Below are 24,898 nucleotides of genomic sequence, written 5' to 3'. Positions count from 1 at the left end.
GTGACCGGGGCCGCCCCGCGCGTCACCCCGTCGCCGTCCCCCGCAGCCGACGCCACAGTCCCGGGGTCACGCTGATCAGCACCGTCAGGACGATCGCCGCCAGTACGCCCTCCCACGGGCGGTCGAACAGGGAACCGCCGACCACGCCGATCAGCTGGTACGTCGCCGCCCAGGCCAGACAGGCCGGCAGATTGCCGCGGACGAAGCGGCGCAGCGGCCACTTCGCGACCAGACAGGCCAGCATCACCGGCAGCCGCCCGGCCGGGACCAGCCGGGACAGCACCAGCACCGCCACCCCGTGGTCGGCGAGCTTGCCCTGCGCCTGCTCCAGCCGGTCCTCCGGGGCACGGTCCCGGATCGCCTCCAGCCAGCGGGAGCCGTTCTTCGACTTCATGCCGCGCCGCCCCAGCCAGTACAGCGCCACGTCACCGAGGAACGCAGCCAGCGACGCCGTCACGAACACCAGCAGCATCGACAGCGGGGCCGCCCGGTGGAAGGCGACCACGGCCGCCGAACTCACCAGCGCGCCCGTCGGCACCACCGGCACCAGCGCCCCGATCAGCACCAGCAGGAACAGCGAGGGATAACCGACGGCCTGCTGGGTGAAGTCGGGCGCCACCGACGGTACGCCGGCCACCGGCGACAGCGACGCACCGGCCGCCCGGCCCAGCGCGGGTAGTATCACCGCGCGGCCTCCAGGCGCACGCGCTCCCCGTGCCCCAGCCGGTGGACCGACGCACCCGGTGCGTGCCGGGCCGCCTGCCGCTCGAACTCGTACCCCGGCGCGTGGAACTCGTGCGGGCGCACGGCGTCCATCCCGATCGGCCAGTACGTGCCGTAGTGCACCGGCACCGCGCTGGACGCCCCCAGCCGGGCCAGCGCCTCGGCCGCGCGTCCGGCGTCCAGATGCCCCTCGCCCAGATACGGCCCCCAGCCACCCACCGGGAGCAGCGCCACGTCGACCGGCCCGACCTCCTTGGCCATCTCGTCGTACAGACCGGTGTCCCCGGCGAAGTACGTGCGCGCCTCGCCCTCCAGGACATACCCCAGGGCGGGGGCGCGGTGCGGTCCCACCGGCAGCCGGCGCCCGTCGTGCCGCGCGGGCACGGCCCTCACGGCCAGCGCCCCGACGGTCGTCACATCGCCGGGCACCATCTCGCGCACGGCGAGATGCGTCAGCCGGCGCAGTCCCGGCACCGCGCGGGCCGCGCCCCGGGGCACGAGCAGACGGGTGCCGGGGGCGAGCCGGGCCAGCGACGGCACATGCAGATGGTCGGCGTGCAGATGGGAGACCAGGGCCACGTCCGCGTACCGGGCCTCCGGCGGCGGCACCTCCCCGCGCCGGCGCCGCAGATGCGCGAGCCGGCGCGCGAACAGGGGGTCGGTGAGCACGCGCGTGTGCGAGTCCTCGACCGTGCAGGTCGCGTGACCCCACCAGGTGACCTCCACCGGCACCTCTCCGCCTCCTTCGCACGACTCCCCGAAGCCTACGCGCAGGAGTAGGGTCGGCGGCGGAAACCGGAGGTGAGGGGGCGCCATGGGGCCGGTGCGGGTGACGGCGATCGCGAGTCTGACGCCGCTGGAGGAACTGGACGCCGATCCCTTCCTGGTGGATTCCCGCAGCCAGCACGCCATGTGCGCCCGCTGGGCCGCCGAGCACGGCTACGAGGTGGCCAGGGAACTCCTCGTACGGGGACTGCGTTCCGACCACTGCCTGCTGTGGGACGGCGTGCGGCCCGGAACGGATCTGTTCGTGGCGCCCAGTCTGCGGGTACTGGAACGCGCGCTGTCCTCGGTGGCGGAGTTCACCGAGGAGTGCGCCCGGCGGGGCGCCCGGCTGGAGACGGCCGGCACCGCCGAACCGTCGTACGACGCGGCGATGAAGGCATGCGTGCACCGGCGGCTGTCGCTGCCCACGGCCGGCTACGACGGCCGCTGAACCACGGCGGCGTACGGGGACGAAACGCCCCGTCCGGCCGTTGTGACAGGGTGGAGAGGGCCAGGTCGGCCGGGACGTGAGGTGTGCGGGGCGTGGGTGGCGGGCGGTGGCGACGGGTCGCCAGTCAGATCGGGCGGAGTGTCGCCGTATGGGTGGTCTCCACCCTCACCATGCTGCTGCTCGCCGGCATCCTGCCCGACTTCCGGCTGCGCTCGGCCGACGGCGACAGCGCCACCGACATCGCGGTCACCGCGGCGCTCGGCGCCGGCGCCTTCGGTCTGCTCTCCGCCCTGGTCTGGCCGTTGCTCGTCCGACTGCTGCTGCTCGTGCCGGCGCTCGTCCTCGGCCTGCTGGTGTTCTTCCTCAACGGCGCCCTGCTGTGGCTCGCTCTGCGGGTCAACCCCGTCGAACGGGGCGCCGCGGCGCCGGAGACGGCGGTCGTGGTCGCCGCCGTGATGTCCGCCGTCGCCTCCGCCACCGGCGGAGCCCTCGCCGTACGCGACGACGACGCCTACCGCCGCCGCCTCTACCGCCTCGCCCACCGCAGACGCGGCTCCGCCCCGCCCTGCCCCACCACCCCCGGCACCGTCTTCGTGCAGCTCGACGGCGTCGGCCACGACATCCTGCTCGCCGCCGTCGACAAGGGGCTCATGCCCACCGTCGCCCGCTGGCTCGGCACCGGCACCGGCGGCGACCACCCCTCCCACCGGCTCACCCCCTGGCGCACCGACTGGTCCAGCCAGACCGGCTCCAGCCAGCTCGGCATCTTGCACGGCAGCAACCACGACATCCCCGCCTTCCGCTGGTACGAGAAGGCCCGCCGCGAGGTCATGGTCTGCAACCGGCCCACCAGCGCCGCCGAACTCCAGGCCCGCGCCATCGAGAACTCCGGGCATGCCGGACTCCTCGCCGACGACGGCGCCAGCCGCGGCAACCTCTTCAGCGGCGGCGCCGACGAGCAGGCCCTGGTGCTGTCCATCGCCACCCGCCGACGCGACCCCGCCGCCCGCTCCCGCGCGGGCTACTTCGCCTACTTCTCCGACCCCGCCAACGCGGTACGCACCGCGCTGTCCTTCATCGCCGAGGTCGGCCGGGAGATCGGCCAGTCCACCCGGACCCGGTTCCGCGGGCAGCGTCCGCGGGTCTCGCGCGGCGGCCTCTACCCGCTCGTCCGGGCCTTCGCCACCGTCGTCCAGCGGGACGTCGTGGTCGCCGCCGTCACCGGCGACCTGCTGGCCGGCCGCACCTCCGTCTACGCCGACCTGGTGGCCTACGACGAGGTCGCCCACCACTCCGGGCCGGCCGGCAGGGACACCGAGAAGGTCCTCCAGCGCCTCGACCGCGCCCTCGCCCTGATCGAGCACGTCGCCGAGCACGCCCCCCGCCCGTACCGGATCGTCGTCCTCTCCGACCACGGCCAGAGCCCCGGCGAGACCTTCCGCTTCCGCTACGGCCTCACCCTGGGCGACCTGGTGCGGGCCGGCTGCGGACTGCCCGTGCCGCGCAGCGCCGGCCGCACCCACAGCGGCGCCGAGGCCCGCGCCGCCGTCCGCGCGGCGCTGCGCCGGCCCGTCGAGGAGGGCGCAGGGCAGTACCGGCCCTCCCGCGGCTCCGAACCGATCGTGCTCGCCTCCGGCAACCTGGGCCTGATCTCCTTCCCGGACGTGCCGCACCGGATGACCAAGGAGGAGATCGACGCCCGCCACCCCGCGCTGCTGGCGACCCTCGCCAACCACCCCGGCATCGGCTTCCTGCTCGTCCGCAGCGAACGCCACGGCGGGGTCGTCCTCGGCGCGTACGGCGCGGAGATCCCGCTGGACCGGCTGGACGAAGACCCCGGCCCGCTGGCCGCGTTCGGCCCCGGCGCCGCCGACGCCGTACGCCGCACGCACACCTTCCCGCACACCGCCGACATCATGGTCAACTCCTTCCACGACCCCGCCGACGGCGAGGTCCTCGCCTTCGAGGAGCAGATCGGCTCCCACGGCGGCCTCGGCGGCGCCCAGTCCCGCCCCTTCCTGCTGTCCCCGCTCGTACTGTCCCCGCCGGTCCACGACGGCACGGACCTCGCCGGCGCCGAACAGATCCACCGGGTGCTGCGCCGCTGGCTCACCGAGGCGGACGAGTCGGACATACCGGCGGCCCCGGATCAGGAACGCGCGGCCTGAACACCCCGCCGGGCGCCGGAAATTCGGCTGCGTGAGCGTCCGGCCCGGCCCACACTGGGCGTGTTCGACCGTTTCCGGACCCTGGAGTTCGCCGCGTGCAGGCAGCCGTCACCGTCACCCCCGCCCGTATCCCGGAGCTGCTGCTCGGTCTCGCGACCGTGCGGCCGGTGTTCCTGTGGGGAGCGCCCGGCATCGGAAAGTCCTCCCTGGTCAGGGAGTTCGCCGAGTCGCTGGGGCTGGAGTGCGTGAGCCTGCTGGGCACCCAGCTCGCCCCCGAGGACCTGATCGGCGTCCCGCAGATCCGCGACGGCCGCTCGGTGTTCTGCCCGCCCGAGGCCATCGCCCGCGACGAGCCGTACTGCCTCTTCCTGGACGAGCTCAACGCGGCCACCCCGGACGTGCAGAAGGCGTTCTACTCGCTGATCCTCGACCGCCGCATCGGCGACTACGAACTGCCCAAGGGCTCCATCGTCATCGGCGCCGGCAACCGCTCCACCGACAACGCGCTCGCCCGCCCCATCGCCTCGGCCCTCGTCAACCGCCTCACCCATGTCCACCTGGAGGCGTCCTCCACGGACTGGCTCGTCTGGGCGGCGAACAACGGCATCCACCCGTGGATCACCGACCACCTCACCGACCGCCCCGACCAGCTGTGGTCCAAGCCGCCGAAGACCGAGGAGCCGTTCTCCACGCCCCGCTCCTGGCACATGCTCTCCGACGCGCTGCACTCCTTCGGCCGCGACCTCGACGAGGACACCCTGAAGGTCCTCGCCCACGGCACCCTCACCCCGGCGCACGCCACCGCCTTCTGCGGCTACGTCAAGATCGTCCGCAGCCGCTTCGGCATCGACGCCGTCATCAAGGGCGACGCCCGCTGGCCGCACCGCCTGGAGGACCGCGACCTGCTCTACTACCTCGCCGAGTCGTTCCGCGGCCGCCTCGTCAAGGAACTCCCGGCGACCAAGGAGCACATGTCGGCGAACGGCCGCCAGACCGCGTACCGCGCCAAGTCGCTGCTGGTGCAGCTCGCCGAGATCTCCGTCGAGGTCGCCCAGACCGTCATCGCCTCCGACCGTGACGGCAACCCGGTGCTGCCCTCCTGGTTCCTCGTCGAGGCGGCCCGCGACATGCCCCGCCTGGTGGAGGCCCGCCGGTGAGCCGCGCCCGCGCGAAGGGGCCGAAGAAGCGCGACCTCGCCCAGGAGGCGTTCGACGCGGGACTGCGGCTTGTGCGGGCGAACCCCGCACTGGCCGCCGTCGACTTCGACGTCTGCCGCCGGGAGGACTGCGCGCTCGCGCCCCGCGACGGACTGGTGCGCGTCGACTCCGAGGCCGTGCTGCACGCCCACCCGGACCGCATGGCCGACCCGGACGCCTGGGCGTGGGCCCTCGCCCACGCCGTCCTCCACCTCGGCTTCGGTCACGTCCCGGCCGCCAAGGGAACCCGTGAGCAGCCGGACCACTGCGAGCTCGCCGCCCGCTGCGTCGTCGTCGACCGCTTCCTGCTCGGCTTTCCCATCGGCCGGACCCCCGACCACCTGCCCGCCGCCTACCCCGACGGCGACGAGGAGCGGCTCGCCGCCCGCTGGCGCCGCGACGGCGTCCCGGCCGTGTACGAGCGCTGCGGCACGGCGGGCGGCGAGGCGGACCTGTTCCTCCAGGAGTGGCACGGCTGGTACGGGCAGCCGCCCGACCACCAGCTGGCGTTCGCCACCGCCCTCACCCGCACCGTGTCCGCCGCGATGGACATGGCCGCCGGCCGCCTCGACAGCCTGGACGGCACACCGGTCCCGCGGCGCCCCTGGGAGCGCGCGCTCGGCTGGTTCGTCTCCTCCTACCCGCTGCTCGGCGGCATCGCCTCCGGCATCACGATCGTCGCCGACGCCGAACTCGCCCGCGCCCACGGCATCTCCGTCGCCGCCGTCGACGCCGAGGCCGGCGAGATCTACATCAACCCGCTGCGCCGGTACGACGACGAGGAGTGGCGCTTCGTCCTCGCCCACGAGATGCTGCACGCCGCCCTGCGCCACGGCGACCGCTGCGGCGGCCGCGACCCCTATCTCTTCAACGTGGCCTGCGACTTCGTCATCAACGGCTGGCTCGAGGAGATGCGCGTCGGCACCATGCCCGAGGGCCTGCTCCACGACAAGGAGCTGGCCGGACTGTCCGCCGAGGAGGTCTACGACCGGATCGCCGGCGACCTCCGCCGGATGCGCCGGCTCGCCACTCCGCGCGGCAAGGGGCTCGGAGACATCCTCGGCGGCCCCCTCGGCCCGCCCCGCGACTGTGTCGACCTCGACGGCTTCTACCGCCGGGGTCTTGCCCAGGGTCTGGACCTGCACGACCGGCAGGAGCGCGGCTTCCTGCCCGCCGGCCTGGTCCAGGAGATCCGCGCGCTCAGCCATCCGCCGCTGCCCTGGGACGCCCGGCTCGCCCGCTGGTTCGACGAGTTCGTGCCCCGCCCCGAACCGCTGCGGTCGTACGCGCGTCCCTCCCGGCGCCAGGCGTCCACCCCCGACGTCCCCCGCGCGGGACGCCACTTCCCGCCCGAGGAGATCGCCCGCTGCACCTTCGGCGTGGTCCTGGACACCTCCGGCTCCATGGACCGCGTCCTGCTCGGCAAGGCGCTCGGTGCCATCGCCTCCTACGCCGAGGCCCGGGACGTACCGGCCGCGCGCGTGGTGTTCTGCGACGCGGCACCCCACGACGCCGGCTATGTGCCGGTCACCGAGATCGCCGGACGTGTGCGGGTGCACGGGCGGGGCGGCACCGTTCTGCAGCCCGGCGTCGACCTCCTCCAGCGCGCCGACGACTTCCCGCCCGGCGCGCCGGTCCTCGTCATCACCGACGGCTGGTGCGACGTGCTGCGGGTCCGGCGTGAGCACGCCTATCTGATTCCGCGCGGGGCGCGGCTGCCGTTCACCGCGAGAGGGCCCGTCTTCCGGGTGAGTTGAGCCGTGATGTGATCGGATGGGGGAGGGCACCCGGTGACATGGGCGCCCGGACCCAGCACCCCGGACACACGGCCGGAATTTTCGAAAGGATGCGTCATGGCAGCCACGCGCTCCGCACACACCGTTTGGGAAGGCAGTCTCTTCAAGGGCAGCGGGGTCGTCGCCTTCGACTCCTCCGGCGCCATCGCCGAGCAGCCGGTCACCTGGGCGTCGCGTGCCGAGGAGGCGAACGGGAGGACCAGCCCCGAGGAGCTGATCGCCGCCGCCCACTCCAGCTGCTTCTCCATGGCCCTCTCCAACGGCCTCGACAAGGCCGGCACCCCGCCGACCAAGCTGACCACCTCCGCCGACGTCACCTTCGTGCCTGGTGAGGGCATCACCGGCATCCACCTCACCGTCGAGGGCACCGTCCCCGGCCTGGACGAGGCCGGCTTCACCGCCGCCGCCGAGGACGCCAAGGTGAACTGCCCCGTCAGCCAGGCCCTCAAGGGCACGAACATCACCCTGACGGCGAAGCTCGCCTGATCAGCCCGCCGCACCACCGCAGGCCGCCCCCTTTTTTCCGGGGCGGCCTGCGGCACGTCCCGCCCCCGGAGCCGCCGCCATGACGCCACGCCCCGCCGTCTCCGCCCACCGGGGCGGCTGCGAACATGCCGCCCCGGCGACCTGGGAGGCGTACGAGGACGCGCTCGCGTCCGGCGCGGAGTACGTCGAGTTCGATGTACGGCGTACGGCCGACGGGGTGTTCGTCGTCCACCACGACGCCCGCGCGGGGCGCACCGGGCCGCCGCTGTCCACACTCACCCACGCCGAGCTGAACGCCCGCGCCGGGCACCGTGTGCCCGTCGCGGACGAGGTGATGGAGCTGGTCGCCGGGAGGCTCGTCGCCCAGCTGGACCTCAAGGAGACCGGGCACGAGCGGGAGCTGATCGACCGCGCGGTCGCCGTGCTCGGCGAGGACGGACTTGTCGCCACCACCCTCGAGGACCGCTCCGTCGCCGCCCTCACCGCCGCGCGCCCGCGCGTACGCACCCTGCTCTCCCTCGGCCGCGACGGCGACGGCATCACCCCCGGCCGGCTGGTGCGGACCCGGATCGCCGAGCTGCTGCCCATGCGCCGCGTCCGCGCCTGCGGCGCCCACGGGGTCGCCGCGCACTGGCGGCTGGCCCGCGCCGGAGTGCTGCGCGAGGCGGCCCGTAACGGACTGTTCACCATGGTGTGGACCGTCAACGAGGACGCGGCGCTGCGCGGCTTCCTCGGTGACCCGCGTGTGGACGTGCTGATCACCGACCGTCCGCGCCGCGCGGTGGCACTGCGTGACGCCCGCCCCTCCCGCTGACCGGCATGCGGTCTTGACAATGAGCCGCTCAAGTTTTGTGCTGGAAGTCCGGAGAGGTGCCCTGGCGGAAGGGGACAGCGATGGGACGGGCGGTCGGAATCGACCTGGGAACCACGAACTCGGTGGTCGCGGTACTGGAGGGCGGTGAGCCCGCCGTCATCGCCAACGCGGAGGGCGCCCGGACCACCCCCTCGGTGGTGGCCTTCGCCAAGAACGGGGAGGTGCTGGTCGGCGAGGTCGCCAAACGGCAGGCCGTGACGAACGTCGACCGCACCGCCCGCTCGGTCAAGCGGTACATGGGCGACGCGCACTGGCGGTTCCCCGACCAGGGCTCGGTCGACGGCACCCGCTACACGGCGCAGGAGCTGTCCGCGCGGGTGCTGCAGAAGCTGCGGCGGGACGCGGAGTCCTACCTCGGCGAGGATGTCGCCGACGCGGTGATCACCGTACCGGCGTACTTCGACGACACCCAGCGGCAGGCCACCAAGGAGGCCGGCGAGATAGCCGGCCTGAAGGTGCTGAGGATCGTCAACGAGCCTACGGCGGCGGCACTGGCGTACGGCCTGGACAAGGAGAACGACCAGACCGTCCTGGTGTTCGACCTGGGCGGTGGCACCTTCGACGTGTCGCTGCTCGACATCGGCGAGGGCGTCATCGAGGTGAAGGCCACCAACGGTGACACGCGTCTCGGTGGCGACGACTGGGACCAGCGGGTAGTGGAGTACCTCGCGAAGCGGTTCAAGGGGCAGTACGGCGTGGACCTCGCGCAGGACAGGATGGCGGTGCAGCGGCTGCGGGAGGCGGCGGAGAAGGCGAAGATCGAGCTGTCGTCGTCGACGGAGACGACGGTCAATCTGCCGTACATCACGGCTTCCGCGGGCGGCCCGCTGCATCTGGACGAGAAGCTGACGCGTGCACAGTTCCAGGAGCTGACCGAGGATCTGCTGGAGCGCTGCAAGAAGCCGTTCCACCAGGCCGTCAAGGACGCCGGTGTGGAGCTCTCCGCGATCGATCACGTGATTCTGGTGGGGGGTTCCACGCGCATGCCGGCGGTGACCGACCTGGTGCGTGAACTCACCGGGAAGGACCCGCACAAGGGCGTCAACCCCGATGAGGTGGTCGCCGTCGGTGCGGCTCTGCAGGCGGGTGTGCTGCGGGGTGATGTGAAGGACGTGCTGCTGCTCGACGTCACGCCGCTGTCTCTGGGGATCGAGACGAAGGGCGGGATCATGACCACGCTGATCGAGCGCAACACGACGATTCCCACCCGGCGTTCGGAGATCTTCACCACGGCGACGGACAATCAGCCGTCGGTGGGCATCCAGGTCTATCAGGGTGAACGGGAGATCGCCGCGTACAACAAGAAGCTCGGCGTCTTCGATCTCACCGGGCTGCCGCCGGCGCCGCGTGGTGTGCCGCAGATCGAGGTGGCGTTCGACATCGACGCGAACGGGATCATGCATGTGTCGGCCAAGGATCTCGCCACCGGGCGCGAGCAGAAGATGACCGTGACCGGGGGGTCGGCGCTTCCCAAGGACGACATCGACCGGATGATGCGGGATGCCGAGCAGTACGCGGAAGAGGACCGCAAGCGGCGCGAGACGGCCGAGACGCGCAACCAGGCGGAGCAACTCGTCTACCAGACCGAGCGGTTCCTGCGGGACAACGGGGACAAGGTGCCGGGGGAGACGCGGGCGGAGGTGGAGGCGGCGGTGGAGTCGGTGAAGGGGCTTCTGGACGGGGACGCCACCGAACTGCGTGCGGCGGTCGAGAAGTTGGGCGCGGTCAGTCAGCGGATGGGACAGGCGATGTACGCGAACGCGAGCGCGTCGCCGTCGGCGTCGCCGACGGAAGAGCCCTCGGACGACGGAGTCGTCGACGCGGAGATAGTCGACGACGAGCGGAGCTCGAACTCCCGCCCGAACGACCCGGCCTGAACGCTCGCCGCACCCCCGCCGCTGCGTGCGGCCCTGCCGCGTGGCTGCGGGCAGTCGTGCCGCCGCACCCCGCCGCAGTCCGCGTAGCTGCGGGCAGTCGTGCCGCTGGGGCGGCACGGGTGGGCGCAGCGGCACCCCCTCCAGCGGGGCGAGCGCTCACCCACCCCCGTCCAGCAGTCACCCGGGGTGACGGCTGAGCGGGGGGACGGAGCGCAGCCCGGCGCCGGCGGGTGCCGTCGCGCCCACCCGTGCCGCCCTGCGGCACGCCTGCCCGCGGATCGGCGGAGTGCGGCACGCCTGCCCGCGGAGGGGCGGAGTGGGGCGTGCCCTGCGCGCGGAGGGGCGGAGTGGGGCGTGCCCTGCGCGCGGAGGGGCGGAACGCGGCACGATGGCCGGCGGCTGGGCGGCTGGGCGGCTGGGCGGCTGGGCGGCTGGGCGGTGTCGGCGGAGCGTGGTGTCGGCGGGGTGCGGTCAGTAGTGCTCTCTGCATTCGCGGAGGAGTTTCTGCGTGCGATGGGTCGAGGCCGCTCGGGCCGTCATGTGGTCCAGGACCTCGAGGTGCGCCGAGACCTCCCGCCGGGAGTCCAGGTACAGCGCCCCGGTGAGGTACTCCGTGAACACCATGTCCGGCAGCTCCGGCTCCGCGAACCGGAAGAGCGAGAACGGCGCGTACGTCCCCGGATGCGGCCCGTCCGCGAACTCGGCGATCTGCAGCGTGACCCGGTCCCGCTCGGAGTATTCGAGCAGCTTGTCCAACTGGTCCCGCATCACCCGCCCGTCGATGCTCACCGGACGCCGCAGCACGGTCTCCTCCATCAGCACCCACAGATGCGGCGGATCGGCCCGCTCCAGCAGCCGCTGCCGCTCCAGCCGCAGCGCCACATGCCGCTCGACCGCCTCGGGCCCGATGTTCCCGATCGTCCCGGCCTCCAGCACCGCGCGCGCGTACCCCTCGGTCTGCAGCAGCCCCGGCACGAAGTGCGGCTCGTAGGCGCGGATGATACGGGCGGCGCCCTCCAGGCTCACATACATGCTGAACCACTCGGGCAGCACATCGTGGTACCGCTGCCACCAGCCCGGCCGGTTCGCCTCCTCGGCGAGCTCCACGAACGCCTCGGAGTCCTCCTCGGGCACTCCGTACGCGCTCAGCAGCAGCTGGACGTACGGAATCTTCAGCGCTACCTCGGCGGTCTCCATCCGCCGTACGGTCGCGGGCGCCACCCGCAGAATGCGGGCCGCCTCCTCACGCGAGAGGTCCGCGGACTCCCTCAGCTCCTGCAGCCGCCTTCCCAGAACCACCTGGCCCACGGTCGGTGCGGCCCGCCGCTCACTCACGCCACGCCTCCCCAACGCGCCCGGGCATGCGCTCAGTCTGTCATGTTGCCCCGACACTCTCACGCGCCGCGGGCCGCCGCCCAGTTTCACTGGTCCGCGCCGTCACAGCCAGGACCTGACGTACGCTGCCGTCGCCGGGTCCGCCGGGAGCAGCGTTTCTATGGCCAGCTCGGCCACGGTCACGTCCATGGGGGTGTTGAACGTGGAGATCGACGACACGAACGACAGCGTCCGCCCCTCGTGGTCGATCACCATCGGCAGCGCGAAGTGCGCCACAGGCCGGGACGGCTCCCTCGGCCCGTCGGCGGTGTCGTCCGGTACGGGGTAGGCGGCCACCTCCTCGTACAGTGCCCGCAGCCCGTCCGAGCGGTGCAGGGCGATCTGCCGCCGCATCTGCTCCAGCAGATGGCCGCGCCACTCCCGCAGATTCCGGATCCGCGGTGCCAGCCCGCGCGGGTGCAGGGTGAGCCGTACCGAGTTCAGCGGCGGCGTCAGCAGTTCCTGAGGAACACCGTCGAACAGCTTCACGACCCCCCGGTTGGCCGCCACGACGTCGTACATCGCGTCGACCACCAGAGCCGGATACGGCTCGAAGCCGGTGATCAGCCGTTCGATGCCCTCGCGCACCACGTCCAGCGCGGGGTCGTCCAGCGGGGTCTTCGGGTAGTGGGGCGCGTAACCGGCCGCCAGGAGCAGGGCGTTGCGCTCACGCACCGGCACGTCCAGGTGTTCGGCCAGCCGCAGCAGCATCTCCTCGCTGGGCCGGGAGCGGCCGGTCTCGATGAAGCTGATGTGGCGGGCGGAGGAGTCGGCGCGCAGGGCCAGCTCCAGCTGGCTGACCCGCCGCCGGTCCCGCCAGGAGCGCAGCAGCGGTCCCACGCCTCCCGTGCGGGAAGCGGTACCGGACGTCACAGTCATGCCAGGACCGTAATCGAGAAACGGCTCCACCGGGGAGCCGGTGCTTTTTGTGGCAGCCTGGGACCCGGCAGGAGACCGTCACCGGCGAAGGAGCGCAGCCCATGCCCGTGGAACCGCTGTCGCGGCAGCAGATCGAGGACCGGCTGGCCGAACTGCCGGGCTGGTCGCTCGACGGCGGCCGGCTCACCCGCTCCTACCGGCTCGCCTCGCACTTCGCGGCGACCGCGATGGTCGTGCACATCGCCCAGGTGCAGGAGGAGCTCGACCACCACTCCGACCTCACCCTCGGCTACAACACCGTGGCCCTGTCCGTGCACACCCACAGCGCGGGCGGCGCCGTCACCGAGAAGGACCTCGGGCTCGCCCGCAGGGTGGAGGACCTGGCGCCCGGACACGGTGCACACTGAGGCGTGTGCTGGACTACGACGAGGAAGCGGAACGCTACGACGTCCTGCGCGGCGGTGAACCACGGGCGGCGGCCGCCGCGGACGCCGTACTGGGCCTGATACCGGGGCGGGCGCGGGAACTGCTGGACGTGGCCTGCGGCACCGGCATCGTGACCCGGCGGTTCGCCGCCGCCCGCGCCGGGCTCCGGGTGACGGGCGTCGACCTCTCCCCGGCGATGACCCGAATGGCCGCGGCCCGCCTGCCCGGCGGAGTGCTCCGCGCCGACAGCCGCCGGCTGCCCTTCGCCGGCGCCCGGTTCGACGCCGTCGTCAGTGTGTGGCTGCTGCATCTGATGTCCGGCCCCGAGGACGTGGACGCGGTCGTCGGCGAGTGCGCCCGGGTACTGCGGCCCGGCGGGGTGTACATCACCAGCGTCCACAAGGGTGCCTCGCACAACGTCGGCAGCGACATCGACGCCGTGCTCGCCGACCGCCCGCCCAGCCCGGTGTCCGACGCCGCCGACGCCGTCGACGAACGCGCCGCCGCACAGGGGCTGCTGCCCGCCGGGGAGGCCCGCTTCCGGGGGCACGGCCAGGGGCGCAGCCCCCGCCGCGCCCTCGCGGACCTGCGCCGCGGCTGGTTCGTCACCCTGCCGCCGGGCGCACCGGCCGCCGACGGGTTCGCGGCCCGGCTGGCGGGGCTCCCCGACCAGGACCGGCCCCGCCCCGACCCCGTGTTCCGGCTCCGGGCGTACCGGAAACCGTTCGACGGCAACCCGGAGCGCTCCGGCGGCGACTGAGAGGCGGAATCCATCCGTCCTCCCAGGAGGTCCGTCCCGTGACCCACCCCCACAGTCACCGCAGACGCCGTTTCGTGCTGCCGGCGGCGCTCGCCGCGGCGGTCCTGGCCGGCGCCGGTCTGACCGCGCTGTCGGGCACGCCCGCCCAGGCCGCGACCGCACGGCAGGTCGAGAAGCTGGACCGCGGCGTCGTCAGCGTCCACAACGGCAGCGGCAACCTGGTCAGCTGGCGCTGGCTCGGCACCGATCCGGACAACGTCGCCTTCAACGTCTACCGGGCCGGCACCAAGGTCAACTCCAGTCCGATCACCGGTACCACGACCTACTTCCATTCCGGCGCCCCGTCCCACGCCGACTACACCGTCCGCGCGGTGGTGAACGGCACCGAGCAGGGTGACTCGCCGCACGCCATCCAGTTCCGGGCCGGCTACAAGGACGTACCGGTCAGCGCCCCGTCCGGCGGCACCACCCCCGACGGCGTCGCGTACACCTACGAGGCCAACGACGCCTCGGTGGGCGACCTGGACGGTGACGGCGCCCTCGACATCGTCCTCAAGTGGCAGCCGACCAACGCCAAGGACAACTCGCAGTCCGGCTACACCGGCAACACGATCGTCGACGGCGTCAAGCTGGACGGCACCCGGCTGTGGCGGATCGACCTGGGCCGCAACATCCGCTCGGGCGCCCACTACACACAGTTCCAGGTGTACGACTACGACGGCGACGGCAAGGCCGAGGTCGCCATGAAGACCGCCGACGGCACCAAGGACGGCACCGGCGCGGTCATCGGCAGCTCCTCCGCCGACCACCGCAACTCCGGCGGCTACATCCTGTCCGGCCCCGAGTACCTGACCATGTTCGACGGGCAGACCGGCAGGGCGATGGGCACCGTCGACTACGTCCCGGCCCGCGGCACCGTCTCCTCCTGGGGCGACTCCTACGGCAACCGCGTCGACCGCTTCCTTGCCGGCACCGCCTATCTGGACGGCGCCCGCCCCTCCCTGATCATGGCCCGCGGCTACTACACGCGGACGGTGATCGCCGCCTGGGACTGGCGCAACGGGCAGTTCACCCGCCGCTGGACCTTCGACACCAACTCCTCCACCAACAGCGGCAAGGGGTACGACGGTCAGGGCTCCCACAGCCTCTCCGTGGGCGACGTCGACAACGACGGCCGGGACGAGATCGTCTACGGCGCGATGGCCGTGGACGACAACGGCAACGGTCTGTGGACCACCAGGACCGGCCACGGCGACGCCCAGCACCTCGGCGACCTGGACGCGTCGACGTCCGGCCTGGAGTACTACAAGGTCTCCGAATCCACCGGCCAGCCCGCCGCGCTGTACATCAACCCCTCGAACGGCTCGGTGCGCTGGAAGCTCTCCGCGTGCTGCGACAACGGCCGTGGCGTCGCCGGGGACATCCACGCCGGCAACTCCGGTCCGGAGATGTGGTCCTCGTCCGACGGCAGCATCCGGGACGAGGGCGGCGGCACCAAGGGCCGTAAGCCCTCCTCCACCAACTTCCTTGCCTGGTGGGACGGTGACCCGGTCCGCGAACTCCTCGACCAGACCCACATCGACAAGTACGGCACGTCGTCCGACACCCGTCTGCTGACCGGCTCCGGCGTGGCGTCGAACAACGGCACCAAGGCCACGCCCGTGCTGTCCGGTGACATCCTGGGCGACTGGCGCGAGGAGGTCGTCTGGCGGACCGGCGACAACAAGAACCTGCGGATCTACTCCACCCCGCACGACACGGACCGCAGGATCACCACGCTCCTCCACGACACCCTCTACCGCACGGCCCTGGCCTGGCAGAACACGGCGTACAACCAGCCCCCGCACACGGGCTTCTTCATCGGCGCCGACATGCCGGCCCCGCCCAGGCCGTCGGTGTACACGCCGTAACCCGAGCGGCCGCGGCCACGCGGTGTCACCAGGCACTACTGAAGTTGATCAAGGTGTGGCATATTGATCCGCGCATGCCAGGGCGTGGGTCCCGGGCCTGGGGAGGAGTCAGTATGAAGACCGGAAGAGCCGCACTCCGGACGCTGGTCACCGGCGCCTGCGCGATCGGTCTGGCCGTCGGTCTGCAGGGCCAGGCATGGGCGGGGACCGTCACCATCTACGCCCCCGGCGACGCGGGCAGCGCCACCTGGAACCAGGACCCGTCCGGTTCGACCCCCGGTGACGCCATCCGGGCCTGTGACACCAAGTCGGACGGCTGGGGCATCGAAGCCGCCCTCGACTACAACTACGACGGTGTCATCGACCGGTACGTCGACACCCGCGGCCACAACGCCGGTTACTGCAGCCCCTGGAAGGGCGGGGACCTGCCCGAGGGCAAGGGCGTCCGCATGTACGTCACCCCGGTCAAGGGCGGCAGCTACGGGCCCTCGACGTACATCGACGTCGCCGCCTGACCCGCTCCGCTCCGCCACGGCCCCGAACCGGTCCGGTTCGGGGCCGTGGCATGTGCCGCCGTGGCCTTCTGGCCGTACTAGGCGCAGTCCTCGGAGGTCTTCACCACGTCGAGGACCACCGGGTAGACGGTGATCTGCTGGTTGGGGCCCGGGTGGGAACCGCAGACCTTCCAGCCGGCGGGGTCGTCCACCGGGCGGCCCTGCCCGCTCGCGTCCTCGAAGACGAGCTCGCGTCCCATGTTCAACTGCTCGGCGGCGCGTCCGGCGTTGCCCCCGGTCAGGTCGGGCATCGCGGCGGTGACCGGCGTGGCGTCCGCCGGGGCGCTCGCCTCGGCGGACGGCTTCTCCGCACGGTCCGCCGCCCGCTCCGGTTCGGACGATCCCCCGCACGCGGCGACCGCCGTCAGCATCGCGACGGCGAGAGCGGGTCTCACAAGCCTGTTGGTGATCATTTTCCCCTCCGGTGGTGCCCCACGACTCCGGCCCGTCCGTACCGGGTACGGACGGGCCGGGGCTCAGTGGGGGTCAACCTACCGTGCAGGTCTCCCCGCCCACCTGGAAGGTGGTGGGCTCACCGTTGGCCGCCGACCTGGTCGCCGTGAAACCGAAGGCGGCCGAGGAGCCCGCCGCCACCGTGCCGTTCCAGTCGGTGTTGCGGACCGTCACCGCCGCGCCCGACTGGGTGTGGGAGGCGTTCCACAACTGGGAGATCTTCTGGCCATCGGCGAAGGACCAGTTCAGGGACCAGCCGTTCCAGGCGCTGGAGCCCGTGTTGGTCAGCTTGACGTCGGCCTGGAAGCCGTCGGGCCACTGGTTGGTGATCGTGTAGGTCACCTCGCAGGCCCCCGTCGGCCCGGGGTCCGGGTCCTCGGGGTCGGGGTCCTCCGGGTCCGGGTCGGTGCCGCCGGTGTCCGAGGTGTCGCCGTACACGACACCGCGTCCGTTGGTCGCCACATAGACCCGGCCGTACACCCTCGGGTCACCCGTGATGGCCGCGCCCGTCCAACCCCACTGGTGGGTGTCGTCGTTGACCCGGGTCCAGCTCACGCCCTTGTCCGTCGAGCGGAAGATGCCGCGAACGCCGTCGATCTCCGCGCTGGTGAACAGCGTCCGGTACGAGGCGCCCGGTGCCGCCTTGCCGAAGCCCACGGTGTCGGCGGCCTCGACGTTCGGCAGTTTGGTGAAGGTCGTCCCCGAGTCGGTGGAGTGCCACAGCCCGTACGGGCCGTCAGCCGCCCCGCCGGCCAGCCACACGTCGCCCTTCGCACCCGGCAGCGCTTTGAAGCGCACGCTGTCACCGGCGGGGAGGCCTGTCGCCGCCGACGCGGTGAAGGTCGCGCCGCCGTCCGTACTGACGTAGAACTTCCCGGACTTGAAACCGTAGAACGTCTTCGGGTCCACCCGGTCGGACTCGACGACCGCCCCCGCCGGGATGCCCGACGACGCCGACCAGGACGTACCGAAGCCGGTCGCGTAGTGCACACCGGCGCCCTGCGGGCTCCACACGAAGCGGCTGCCGTCGGCCGCCGCCGCGACCGTGCCGCCGCCGCTCACGCCCGAAGGGTCGGTGCCCGCGAACCAGTTGGCGCCGTTGTCCGTCGAGAACGCGATGTGCGGACCGGAGTCGAGGTTGCCGGACCGTACCATCGTGTTCGGGTTGGACTCGGCGAAGTCGAGACTGGTCGTCGAGGTGAAGTTCGGCTGGGTGAACATCATCGCCGGGACCTTGGCGAGGTCCGTGTGCCGGAAGCCGCCGATGTCACCGAGCGCGCTGACCAGCGGGGCGCCCGACGGCGGGGAGATCAGGTCGTTGACGGCCGTCTCCTCCAGGCCGCGCACCATCGGCGTGATGGTGAACGACGTGTCGTCGTCCCAGTTCGTCAGGGACTCCGTGCCGTAGACCGTCGCGCCCGTCCCGTACATCATCCGGTCCGAGTCGAACGGGTCGATCTCCAGCGCCTCCGTCATCCAGCCCAGTTTCGGCGTCTGTTCCGGCGGGGACGGGTTCGCGCCCCAGGTCAGCCAGGGGGACGACGAGACGTCCATCGTGTAGCGGTTCTCCCGGTTCGGGTACGACGTGTAGCTCCACGCCTGCGTCCACGTGCCGCCGCTGTCCGTCGAGCGGAAGATCTGGGTGTCCGGCCACCAGGAGCTGTACGCCGTCGCCATCACCGTGCCCGGGTGCTGCCGGTCCACGGTCAGTCCGCTGAAACCGTAGTAGGTGTCGGCCTCCGCCACCGGGCTGATGTCCGTCCAGGTGCCGGTCGCCGTCGCGTACCGGTACAGCCGGCCCTTGCCGCCGTCGTACGGGCCGCCGGTGTCGCTGTAGGCGAGGTACAGGTAGCCGTTCCCGGCGTCCAGGACGCCCTTGTGCGCCAGGTATCCGGTGGGCTGCCCGGCGACGCGCTGCCAGGTCGCGCCCGCGTCGGCCGACCGGTAGACGGCGTTCTCCTTGTCGGCGACGCCGACGTAGACGGTCCTCGTCGCCGTGCCGCCGCTGCCCGTGGACTCGTCGAAGGTGACCCAGGTGATGCCCTGGTTGTCGGACGCGTACCCGGACGTGTCGCTCGGATCCTGTACGTAGTTCCCGGGGTTGGGGAAGGACGTCACCTCGGCCCAGGTGGCCCCCGCGTCGGTGGACCGCCACAGCCCGTGGCCGCTGGGCGTGCCCAGGTACAGCACGTCGTTGTCGTGCGGGTCGACCGCCAGCCGTTCGCCCATGCCCCGGCCGGGCATGTTGCCGCCCAGCTTGAACGGAAGATCGGCCTTCTTCCAGCTGGCGCCCCGGTCGGTGGAGCGCAGTACGGCTCCGTTCGTCGGGTCCCAGTCGTTGGTGTACGTGCCGACCGCCGCGTACACCCGGTCGGGGTCGGCGGAGTCGGAGGCGAGGCTCACCACACCGGTGTGCCCCCAGTCGTCCCAGCCGACGTGGTCGAGCAGGGGCGTCCAGGTGTGGGACGACTCCTGCCAGCGGTAGGCGCCGCCGATGTCGGTGCGGGCGTAGGCGAGGTCCTTCTCGCCGCGGTTGAAGACGATGCCGGGCACGAAGCCGCCGCCGTCGATGCGCGCGTTCTTCCAGGTGTAGGTGTCGGCGGCGAGCGGGGCGGCCGGCTGTGGGGCGTCGGCCGCGAGGGCGGGCGGGCCGCCCGCGAGCAGACCGGCCGCCAGCGCGAGCACGGCCGTGAGAACACGGGTTCTTCGCACGGGGTTCCTTCCTCTTGGGGGGAGGGGGAGCGGGGAGAGCGTGCGAGGGCCGGGCGGCCCTTGGCGTGGGTGGGGGCCGCCCGGCCGGACGATCCCGCCGTCCTGTGACGGGACCAGCTGCGGAGCCGTCAAGCGCTCAACGGATGAAGAGCGGTACTGCAACGCCCCTTCGAGGGGCGCGGGGCTGTATCGATGTGCGGCTGCCGCCGCGTGTGCGCGCCCAGCCACGCACACAGCCCGGTAGAAGTACCGCCTACCCCGCGGAGCGCTTCGCGGGGGCTATTCCAGAAGCTCCGCGTACGAGCCCATGGCCAGCGCGATGTCGGCCTGGGCCCAGAACCGGTGGTACGTGAAGGTGGGTGCCGCGCCACCCTCGAGGTAGGACTCGATCTTCGACCACGCCGGGTCGTCCTGGTAGAAGGACCGGATCGACTGGAACGTCGACGACGAGTCGACCGTGTCGCCGTTCGGCATCGTGCCGCTCCAGCCGTTCGGGACGTAGAGCGGGTCGTCGAAGCGGTTGTAGTCGGAGCGGGTCTCCGGGACGGCGATACCGAGCGCGTCCTGGTTGTTCTCCCACATGCCGTCGAGCAGCGCCTTCGCGGTCGAGGCGGCCTCCGTGTCACCGGAGCGGTCGGCGTAGTACGTCAGCGTCTTGGCGTACGCCGCGGCCACACCGACGTCGTTGGTGTAGTCGGCGACAGTGACGTGCAGCCCGCTGTTGGCGCCGGGCGACGACGCGTTCCAGGTGTCGGGCTTGCCCGACCACTGCAGCGTCGCCGGGATCCGGAAGGATCCGTCCGGGTTGACCGTGGTCTCCGACAGCGCCCAGTCGACCCACTTGTCGAGGACCGTTCCGGCGTCGGCGTCACCCGTCTGCTGGTAGTACTCGGCGACCCGCTCCATGGACCACGCCTGGAAGCCGAACCACTGGTTGGACGGCGGGTCGTGGTACACCGGCTTCTCGTCGTAGTACATGCCGTAGAAGGTCGGCGTCCCGGACGGCGGCGCGGTGTACCTGCCGCCCCAGCTGTTGGTCGCGCCGCCCGCGATGGCACCCTCGTCGGACTGCAGCCAGCGGTAGAACTCCAGCTGCCGGTCGAGGGACTTGGCCCAGTCCGCCTGGCCGGAGGCCGACTTCGGCTTCAGGTCGGCGTAGGAGCTCAGCGCGTACGCGGCCAGCGGGTTCTGGTAGCCGCCGTGCGCGTGGCTGGAGCCGATGCGCCAGGCCCAGCCGGCCGAGGTGTCGGTGGCACCGCCCCAGGCGTAGTACCAGGAGAGCAGATAGTGCGAGGCGTCCTTGCCGGTGCCGGCCGGGCAGGACGGGCTGGTGCAGTTGCCGATCTTCTTGAAGTACTTGTCGTACATGGCGTAGCGCAGATAGTCGCCCATCTTCGCGGCCTTGGCGACGGTACCGGCGATCTGACCGGCCTTGCCCTGCTCCTCCGCCCACAGGTCCGCCCAGTACGCGGCCTGCACGGCGCGCGCGTCGGCGTCCGGGGCGTTGGTGAACTTCCACTGCTTGGCGTAGGACGCGTCCTTGGTGAACAGGTCCAGATAGCCGTTGCTACCGCCGTACTTGAAGGCGTCGCAGGTGGGCTGCGGGACGGTCTCCCACACCGACTCCTGCGGGCCGCGCTGGAAGGTGTTGATGTACGACGGTCCGGTGTCCGAGGGGCCCGCCTCGCACTTGCCGGGCGAGTTGCCGTAGCCGTACACGTTGTCGACGTCCTGGATCCAGTGCATGCCGTAGACGTCGTCGGTGCCGTACGCGGACTTCAGCTCGGACGCGATCGGGTCGGGGCCGACCGAGACACCCGAGTCGAGCTGCGACGGGTACTCGTTCGGGGTGTCGTGCTCGGGCGCGTACGTCGCCGGCTTGGAGGCGTTGTAGAAGGAGTTCGTCGCCTGGTCGGCGTGGGTCGGGATCATGAACTTCTCCATGATGTCCCAGGCCCCGTTGAACTTCGTCCAGTCACCGGTCACCTTGCCGTACATCGCCTGCAGCCACAGCAGATAGCTGTACGCCTCCGAGGTGGTCTCGTGGCCGTGGTCCGGCGCCTCGACGATCAGTGTCTCCACCGAGTGGTACGGGATGCCCTCCGGCGAGAAGTAGCCGTTCGCCGGATCGGTGATCTTCCCGTACAGCTCCAGGAAGCGCGCGTCGTACGCCTTCTGGGCGCCCAGCTGCGTCACCGTGACCGCCGCCTTGGCGTGACCGGGCGCCGAGGACTCGAAGACCGCCGTACCGCTGCCCGAGGCGTCGGCCGCGATCGTCACCTTCTGCGCGGTGTTCCAGTTGGACGAGGTGAAGGTGAGCGACGCGCCGCCCGACACCGACAGCCCCGAGTTGCCGCTCGCGCGGGCCGTCGTGACCGTCACGTTCGAACTGGGCTGCTTGGACAGCTTTACCTCGTACGTGCCCGACTCGCCCTGCTGCACGCCGAGTTGGGACGGCGTCGCCACCACGGCGGGACCCGAGGCGATGGTGATGCCGACCGGGGTGGAGGAGGCGGAGGCGCCCATGCTGTCGTACGCCTTCGCCACCAGCGAATGACTGCCCACGGTCAAACCAGCGACCGAGAGAGTGAAGGGCGCGCTGCTGTCGGAGCCGAGCAGTTCGGTGTCGTCGTAGAACTCCACCTTGCTGATGGTGGCCTGGTCGGCCGCCGCCGCGGTGGCGGCGAGCGGGACCGTCTCGCCCTGCGAGTAGACGGCGCCGGCCTGCGGGCTGGTCAGCACGGCGATCGGCGGCTGGTGGGCGCCGGCGCACGTGGTGCCGTTGATCGCGAAGGACGTGGGAGCGGCGTTGCTGCCGCTGTAGGTGAACTGGCCGCCGGTCGTGACGGCGGCGCCGACGGCGATCCGGGCGTTGTACCCGGCGTCCTTCACGGTGACGGTCCGGCCGGACTGCGACCAGCTGCCGTTCCAGCCGTTCGAGAGCTTCTGGTTGCCCGCGTAGTCGTACGTCAGGGTCCAGCCGTCGATGGCGTCCGTACCGCGGTTGGTGAGGGTCAGCTCCGCGGTGAAGCCGGAGCCCCAGTCGTTCGCCTTGTAGTCGACGCTGCACTGGACGGCCGCCGCCTGGGCGGGGGTCGAACCGGCCGACAGCATCGCCAGCGGAAGCGCGAGAGCAGCGGCGGCGACGGTCAGCAACCGCCGTAAGCCTCGGGGTCTCCTGGGTGGGGGATGCATGGTGCTGGTTCCTCCTGCGACTCGGAGATGTCAAGCCTTGAACCAGTGGGAGCGCTCCCATAGTGGGGATGGGGTAGTGAGCGGTCAAGCCTTGTGGCGAATCGAAAACATTCGACGGTTCCCGCTGAGTGAAAGTCAGCGGTCCCTCTGTTCTTTGCCGTCACTTGGCGCTAGCTTCATGTGCACCAGTGGGAGCGGTTCCATCAGTCGACGCGTCCGCCACGACGCGTCCGAGCTGCAAGGAGTCGCTCATGCGCCACCCCCCGCGTTCAGTACTTTTAGCCTTCCCCGTGTTTGTGTGGAGCACCTGACGCGGGGTCGCTCATCCCGTGGGATCCCCTTGCCGTCCGTGCTGCCCGGAATCTCCGGCCGGCACCGCGGGCCTGTCCCGACCGGGCCCGGACGGTACCCCCACCCCGTAAGGCACCAGGCCGCGCGATCGTCTGCGCGCGCCCGAGAAGGACAGCCCCCTACGGATAGGAAACCCGCACCATGAGTCGCACCAGAACCGCGCTTCTCGCCGCCATGGCGCTGGTCGCCGGCGCCACCGGGACGGCGATCGCCGCCGTCCCCGGCGACACCGGCGCGGCAGCCGTCCCCTGTACCGTGGACTACAAGATCCAGAACGACTGGGGCTCCGGCTTCACCGCAGCCGTGACGATCACCAACAACAGCGCCGCCAAGTCGTCGTGGTCGCTGAAGTGGTCGTACGCCGGGAGCCAGAAGGTCACCAGCGGCTGGAACGCCAAGGTGAGCCAGTCCGGAGCGAACGTCACCGCCGCCAACGAGTCCTACAACGGCACCCTGGCCACCGGGGGATCGGCCTCCTTCGGCTTCCAGGGCACGTACAGCGGCAGCAACGCGATCCCCGCCACCTTCACCCTCGACGGCGTGACCTGCAACGTCGACTCCGGCGGCCCCACCGACCCGCCGGACCCGACCGATCCGCCAGAGGGCGACCGGGTGAACAACCCGTACGAGGGCGCCCAGGTGTACGTGAACCCGGAATGGTCCGCGAACGCCGCCGCCGAGCCGGGCGGCAGCCGTATCGCGGACGAGCCGACCGGTGTCTGGCTGGACCGCATCGCCGCCATCAACGGCGCGGGCGGCAAGATGAGCCTGCGCGACCACCTCGACGAGGCGCTCGCCCAGAAGGGCTCGGGCGAGATGGTCGTCCAGCTCGTCATCTACAACCTGCCCGGCCGTGACTGTGCCGCCCTGGCCTCCAACGGCGAGCTCGGCCCGACGGAGATCGACCGCTACAAGACGGAGTACATCGACCCGATCGCGGAGATCCTCTCCGACTCGAAGTACGCCTCGCTGCGGATCGTCACCACGGTCGAGATCGACTCCCTGCCCAACCTGGTCACCAACGTCAGTCCGCGGCCCACCGTCACGCCCAACTGCGATGTGATGAAGGCCAACGGCAACTACGTGAAGGGCGTCGGCTACGCCCTGAACAAGCTGGGCGACGTGGGCAACGTCTACAACTACGTGGACGCCGGCCACCACGGCTGGCTGGGCTGGGACGACAACTTCGCCCCCTCCGCCCAGATGTTCAAGCAGGCCGCGACCGCCGAGGGCGCGACCGTCGCCGACGTGCACGGCTTCATCGCCAACACGGCCAACTACAGCGCGCTGAAGGAGCAGAACTTCTCCATCAACGACAACGTGGCCGGCAAGTCGGTGCGCGAGTCGGACTGGGTCAGCTGGAACCGCTACGTCGACGAGCTGTCGTACGCCCAGGCCCTGCGCAGCCAGCTGGTCTCGATCGGCTTCGACTCGAACATCGGCATGCTGATCGACACCTCCCGCAACGGCTGGGGCGGCGCGGACCGGCCCACCGGACCGGGTGCCACGACCGATGTGAACACCTACGTCGACGGCGGCCGCTACGACCGCCGCTTCAACACCGGCAACTGGTGCAACCAGTCGGGTGCGGGACTGGGCGAGCGGCCCCAGGCCTCCCCGGCGACCGGGATCGACGCCTACGTCTGGATGAAGCCGCCGGGTGAGTCCGACGGCGCGAGCGAGGCCATCGACAACGACGAGGGCAAGGGCTTCGACCGGATGTGCGACCCGACGTACACCGGTAACCCGCGCAACAACGACAACATGTCGGGTGCGCTGCCCGACGCCCCGATCTCCGGGCACTGGTTCTCCGCCCAGTTCCAGGAGCTGATGAAGAACGCGTACCCGCCGCTGTCGTGACGGGCTGAACCACCGGTCCGCCGGGGCCCCGCCCCGGCGGACCACCGCGCGCTTCCCCGCTCTTTTGCGGGAGTGGCAACACCGTTTG

The 24,898-nt window shown here is 71.6% G+C and carries 19 protein-coding genes; 12 read left to right on the top strand and 7 right to left on the bottom strand.

Annotation, left to right across the window (positions count from 1 at the left end; all coding sequences use genetic code 11):
• Positions 1 to 22: 22 nt before the first annotated feature.
• Together ACGFR9_RS01555 and ACGFR9_RS01550 are read right to left on the bottom strand one after the other, a co-directional pair.
• The gene (locus tag ACGFR9_RS01555; protein ID WP_393202738.1) at positions 23 to 646 is read right to left on the bottom strand and encodes a DedA family protein; all 624 of its coding nucleotides are present in this window, start codon (positions 644 to 646) and stop codon (positions 23 to 25) included.
• Positions 647 to 681: 35 nt separating this feature from the next.
• A complete protein-coding gene (locus tag ACGFR9_RS01550) occupies positions 682 to 1,455 on the bottom strand; it encodes an MBL fold metallo-hydrolase (RefSeq protein ID WP_393201839.1) in 774 nt (257 codons plus the stop codon).
• Between the two features lie 82 nt (positions 1,456 to 1,537).
• Between ACGFR9_RS01550 and ACGFR9_RS01545 the strand changes: the two genes are divergently transcribed.
• From ACGFR9_RS01545 to dnaK, 7 genes are all read left to right on the top strand, one after another.
• A complete protein-coding gene (locus tag ACGFR9_RS01545) occupies positions 1,538 to 1,939 on the top strand; it encodes a hypothetical protein (protein ID WP_393201837.1) in 402 nt (133 codons plus the stop codon).
• A gap of 83 nt (positions 1,940 to 2,022) precedes the next feature.
• The gene (locus ACGFR9_RS01540) at positions 2,023 to 4,107 is read left to right on the top strand and encodes a phage holin family protein (RefSeq protein ID WP_393201835.1); all 2,085 of its coding nucleotides are present in this window, start codon (positions 2,023 to 2,025) and stop codon (positions 4,105 to 4,107) included.
• A 95-nt stretch (positions 4,108 to 4,202) separates the two neighbouring features.
• Positions 4,203 to 5,264 (top strand): ATP-binding protein, encoded by a 1,062-nt coding sequence (locus ACGFR9_RS01535; protein ID WP_393201833.1) that lies wholly within the window; start codon positions 4,203 to 4,205, stop codon positions 5,262 to 5,264.
• Positions 5,261 to 7,060 (top strand): hypothetical protein, encoded by a 1,800-nt coding sequence (locus tag ACGFR9_RS01530; protein ID WP_393201831.1) that lies wholly within the window; start codon positions 5,261 to 5,263, stop codon positions 7,058 to 7,060. Before ACGFR9_RS01535 ends, ACGFR9_RS01530 begins: the two co-directional genes overlap by 4 nt.
• Before the next feature lie 96 nt (positions 7,061 to 7,156).
• Positions 7,157 to 7,585, top strand: coding sequence for an OsmC family protein (locus ACGFR9_RS01525; protein ID WP_393201829.1), 429 nt, complete (start codon positions 7,157 to 7,159; stop codon positions 7,583 to 7,585).
• Between the two features lie 79 nt (positions 7,586 to 7,664).
• On the top strand, positions 7,665 to 8,399 hold the full coding sequence (locus ACGFR9_RS01520) for a glycerophosphodiester phosphodiesterase family protein (protein ID WP_393201827.1): 735 nt from the start codon (positions 7,665 to 7,667) through the stop codon (positions 8,397 to 8,399).
• Positions 8,400 to 8,479: 80 nt separating this feature from the next.
• On the top strand, positions 8,480 to 10,336 hold the full coding sequence (dnaK, locus tag ACGFR9_RS01515) for a molecular chaperone DnaK (RefSeq protein ID WP_393201825.1): 1,857 nt from the start codon (positions 8,480 to 8,482) through the stop codon (positions 10,334 to 10,336).
• Between the two features lie 471 nt (positions 10,337 to 10,807).
• Here dnaK and ACGFR9_RS01510 read toward each other — a convergent pair whose 3' ends face one another.
• Positions 10,808 to 11,671, bottom strand: a complete 864-nt coding sequence (locus ACGFR9_RS01510) for a helix-turn-helix domain-containing protein (protein WP_393201823.1) — start codon at positions 11,669 to 11,671, stop codon at positions 10,808 to 10,810.
• Positions 11,672 to 11,773: 102 nt separating this feature from the next.
• Entirely contained in the window at positions 11,774 to 12,589 is an 816-nt protein-coding gene (locus ACGFR9_RS01505; protein WP_393201821.1) for a helix-turn-helix domain-containing protein, read from the bottom strand.
• A 101-nt stretch (positions 12,590 to 12,690) separates the two neighbouring features.
• Between ACGFR9_RS01505 and ACGFR9_RS01500 the strand changes: the two genes are divergently transcribed.
• The 4 genes from ACGFR9_RS01500 (at position 12,691) to ACGFR9_RS01485 (ending at position 16,200) form a co-directional block, all read left to right on the top strand.
• Positions 12,691 to 12,996 carry a 4a-hydroxytetrahydrobiopterin dehydratase gene (locus tag ACGFR9_RS01500; protein WP_393201819.1) on the top strand — a complete coding sequence of 102 codons (306 nt, stop codon included), beginning with the start codon at positions 12,691 to 12,693 and terminating at the stop codon, positions 12,994 to 12,996.
• A 5-nt stretch (positions 12,997 to 13,001) separates the two neighbouring features.
• A complete protein-coding gene (locus ACGFR9_RS01495; protein WP_393201817.1) occupies positions 13,002 to 13,775 on the top strand; it encodes a class I SAM-dependent methyltransferase in 774 nt (257 codons plus the stop codon).
• Positions 13,776 to 13,813: 38 nt separating this feature from the next.
• Positions 13,814 to 15,685 carry a rhamnogalacturonan lyase gene (locus ACGFR9_RS01490; protein ID WP_393201815.1) on the top strand — a complete coding sequence of 624 codons (1,872 nt, stop codon included), beginning with the start codon at positions 13,814 to 13,816 and terminating at the stop codon, positions 15,683 to 15,685.
• Between the two features lie 113 nt (positions 15,686 to 15,798).
• Positions 15,799 to 16,200 carry a hypothetical protein gene (locus ACGFR9_RS01485; protein ID WP_393201813.1) on the top strand — a complete coding sequence of 134 codons (402 nt, stop codon included), beginning with the start codon at positions 15,799 to 15,801 and terminating at the stop codon, positions 16,198 to 16,200.
• 77 nt (positions 16,201 to 16,277) lie between these two features.
• Here ACGFR9_RS01485 and ACGFR9_RS01480 read toward each other — a convergent pair whose 3' ends face one another.
• From ACGFR9_RS01480 to ACGFR9_RS01470, 3 genes are all read right to left on the bottom strand, one after another.
• Positions 16,278 to 16,652 carry a hypothetical protein gene (locus tag ACGFR9_RS01480; RefSeq protein WP_393201811.1) on the bottom strand — a complete coding sequence of 125 codons (375 nt, stop codon included), beginning with the start codon at positions 16,650 to 16,652 and terminating at the stop codon, positions 16,278 to 16,280.
• A 73-nt stretch (positions 16,653 to 16,725) separates the two neighbouring features.
• The gene (locus ACGFR9_RS01475) at positions 16,726 to 19,404 is read right to left on the bottom strand and encodes a cellulose binding domain-containing protein (RefSeq protein WP_393201809.1); all 2,679 of its coding nucleotides are present in this window, start codon (positions 19,402 to 19,404) and stop codon (positions 16,726 to 16,728) included.
• A 279-nt stretch (positions 19,405 to 19,683) separates the two neighbouring features.
• The gene (locus tag ACGFR9_RS01470) at positions 19,684 to 22,599 is read right to left on the bottom strand and encodes a glycoside hydrolase family 48 protein (RefSeq protein WP_393201807.1); all 2,916 of its coding nucleotides are present in this window, start codon (positions 22,597 to 22,599) and stop codon (positions 19,684 to 19,686) included.
• A 492-nt stretch (positions 22,600 to 23,091) separates the two neighbouring features.
• On the opposite strand from ACGFR9_RS01470, the gene ACGFR9_RS01465 reads away from it, so the two are divergent.
• Positions 23,092 to 24,810 (top strand): glycoside hydrolase family 6 protein, encoded by a 1,719-nt coding sequence (locus ACGFR9_RS01465; protein WP_393201805.1) that lies wholly within the window; start codon positions 23,092 to 23,094, stop codon positions 24,808 to 24,810.
• Positions 24,811 to 24,898: the final 88 nt, after the last annotated feature.

Origin of the sequence: Streptomyces sp. NPDC048584 (assembly GCF_043199595.1) — a bacterium.
GTDB lineage: Bacteria > Actinomycetota > Actinomycetes > Streptomycetales > Streptomycetaceae > Streptomyces > Streptomyces edwardsiae.
The sequence above is the reverse complement of the archived record's forward strand: the minus strand, read 5'-3'. Positions and strand labels throughout refer to the sequence as shown.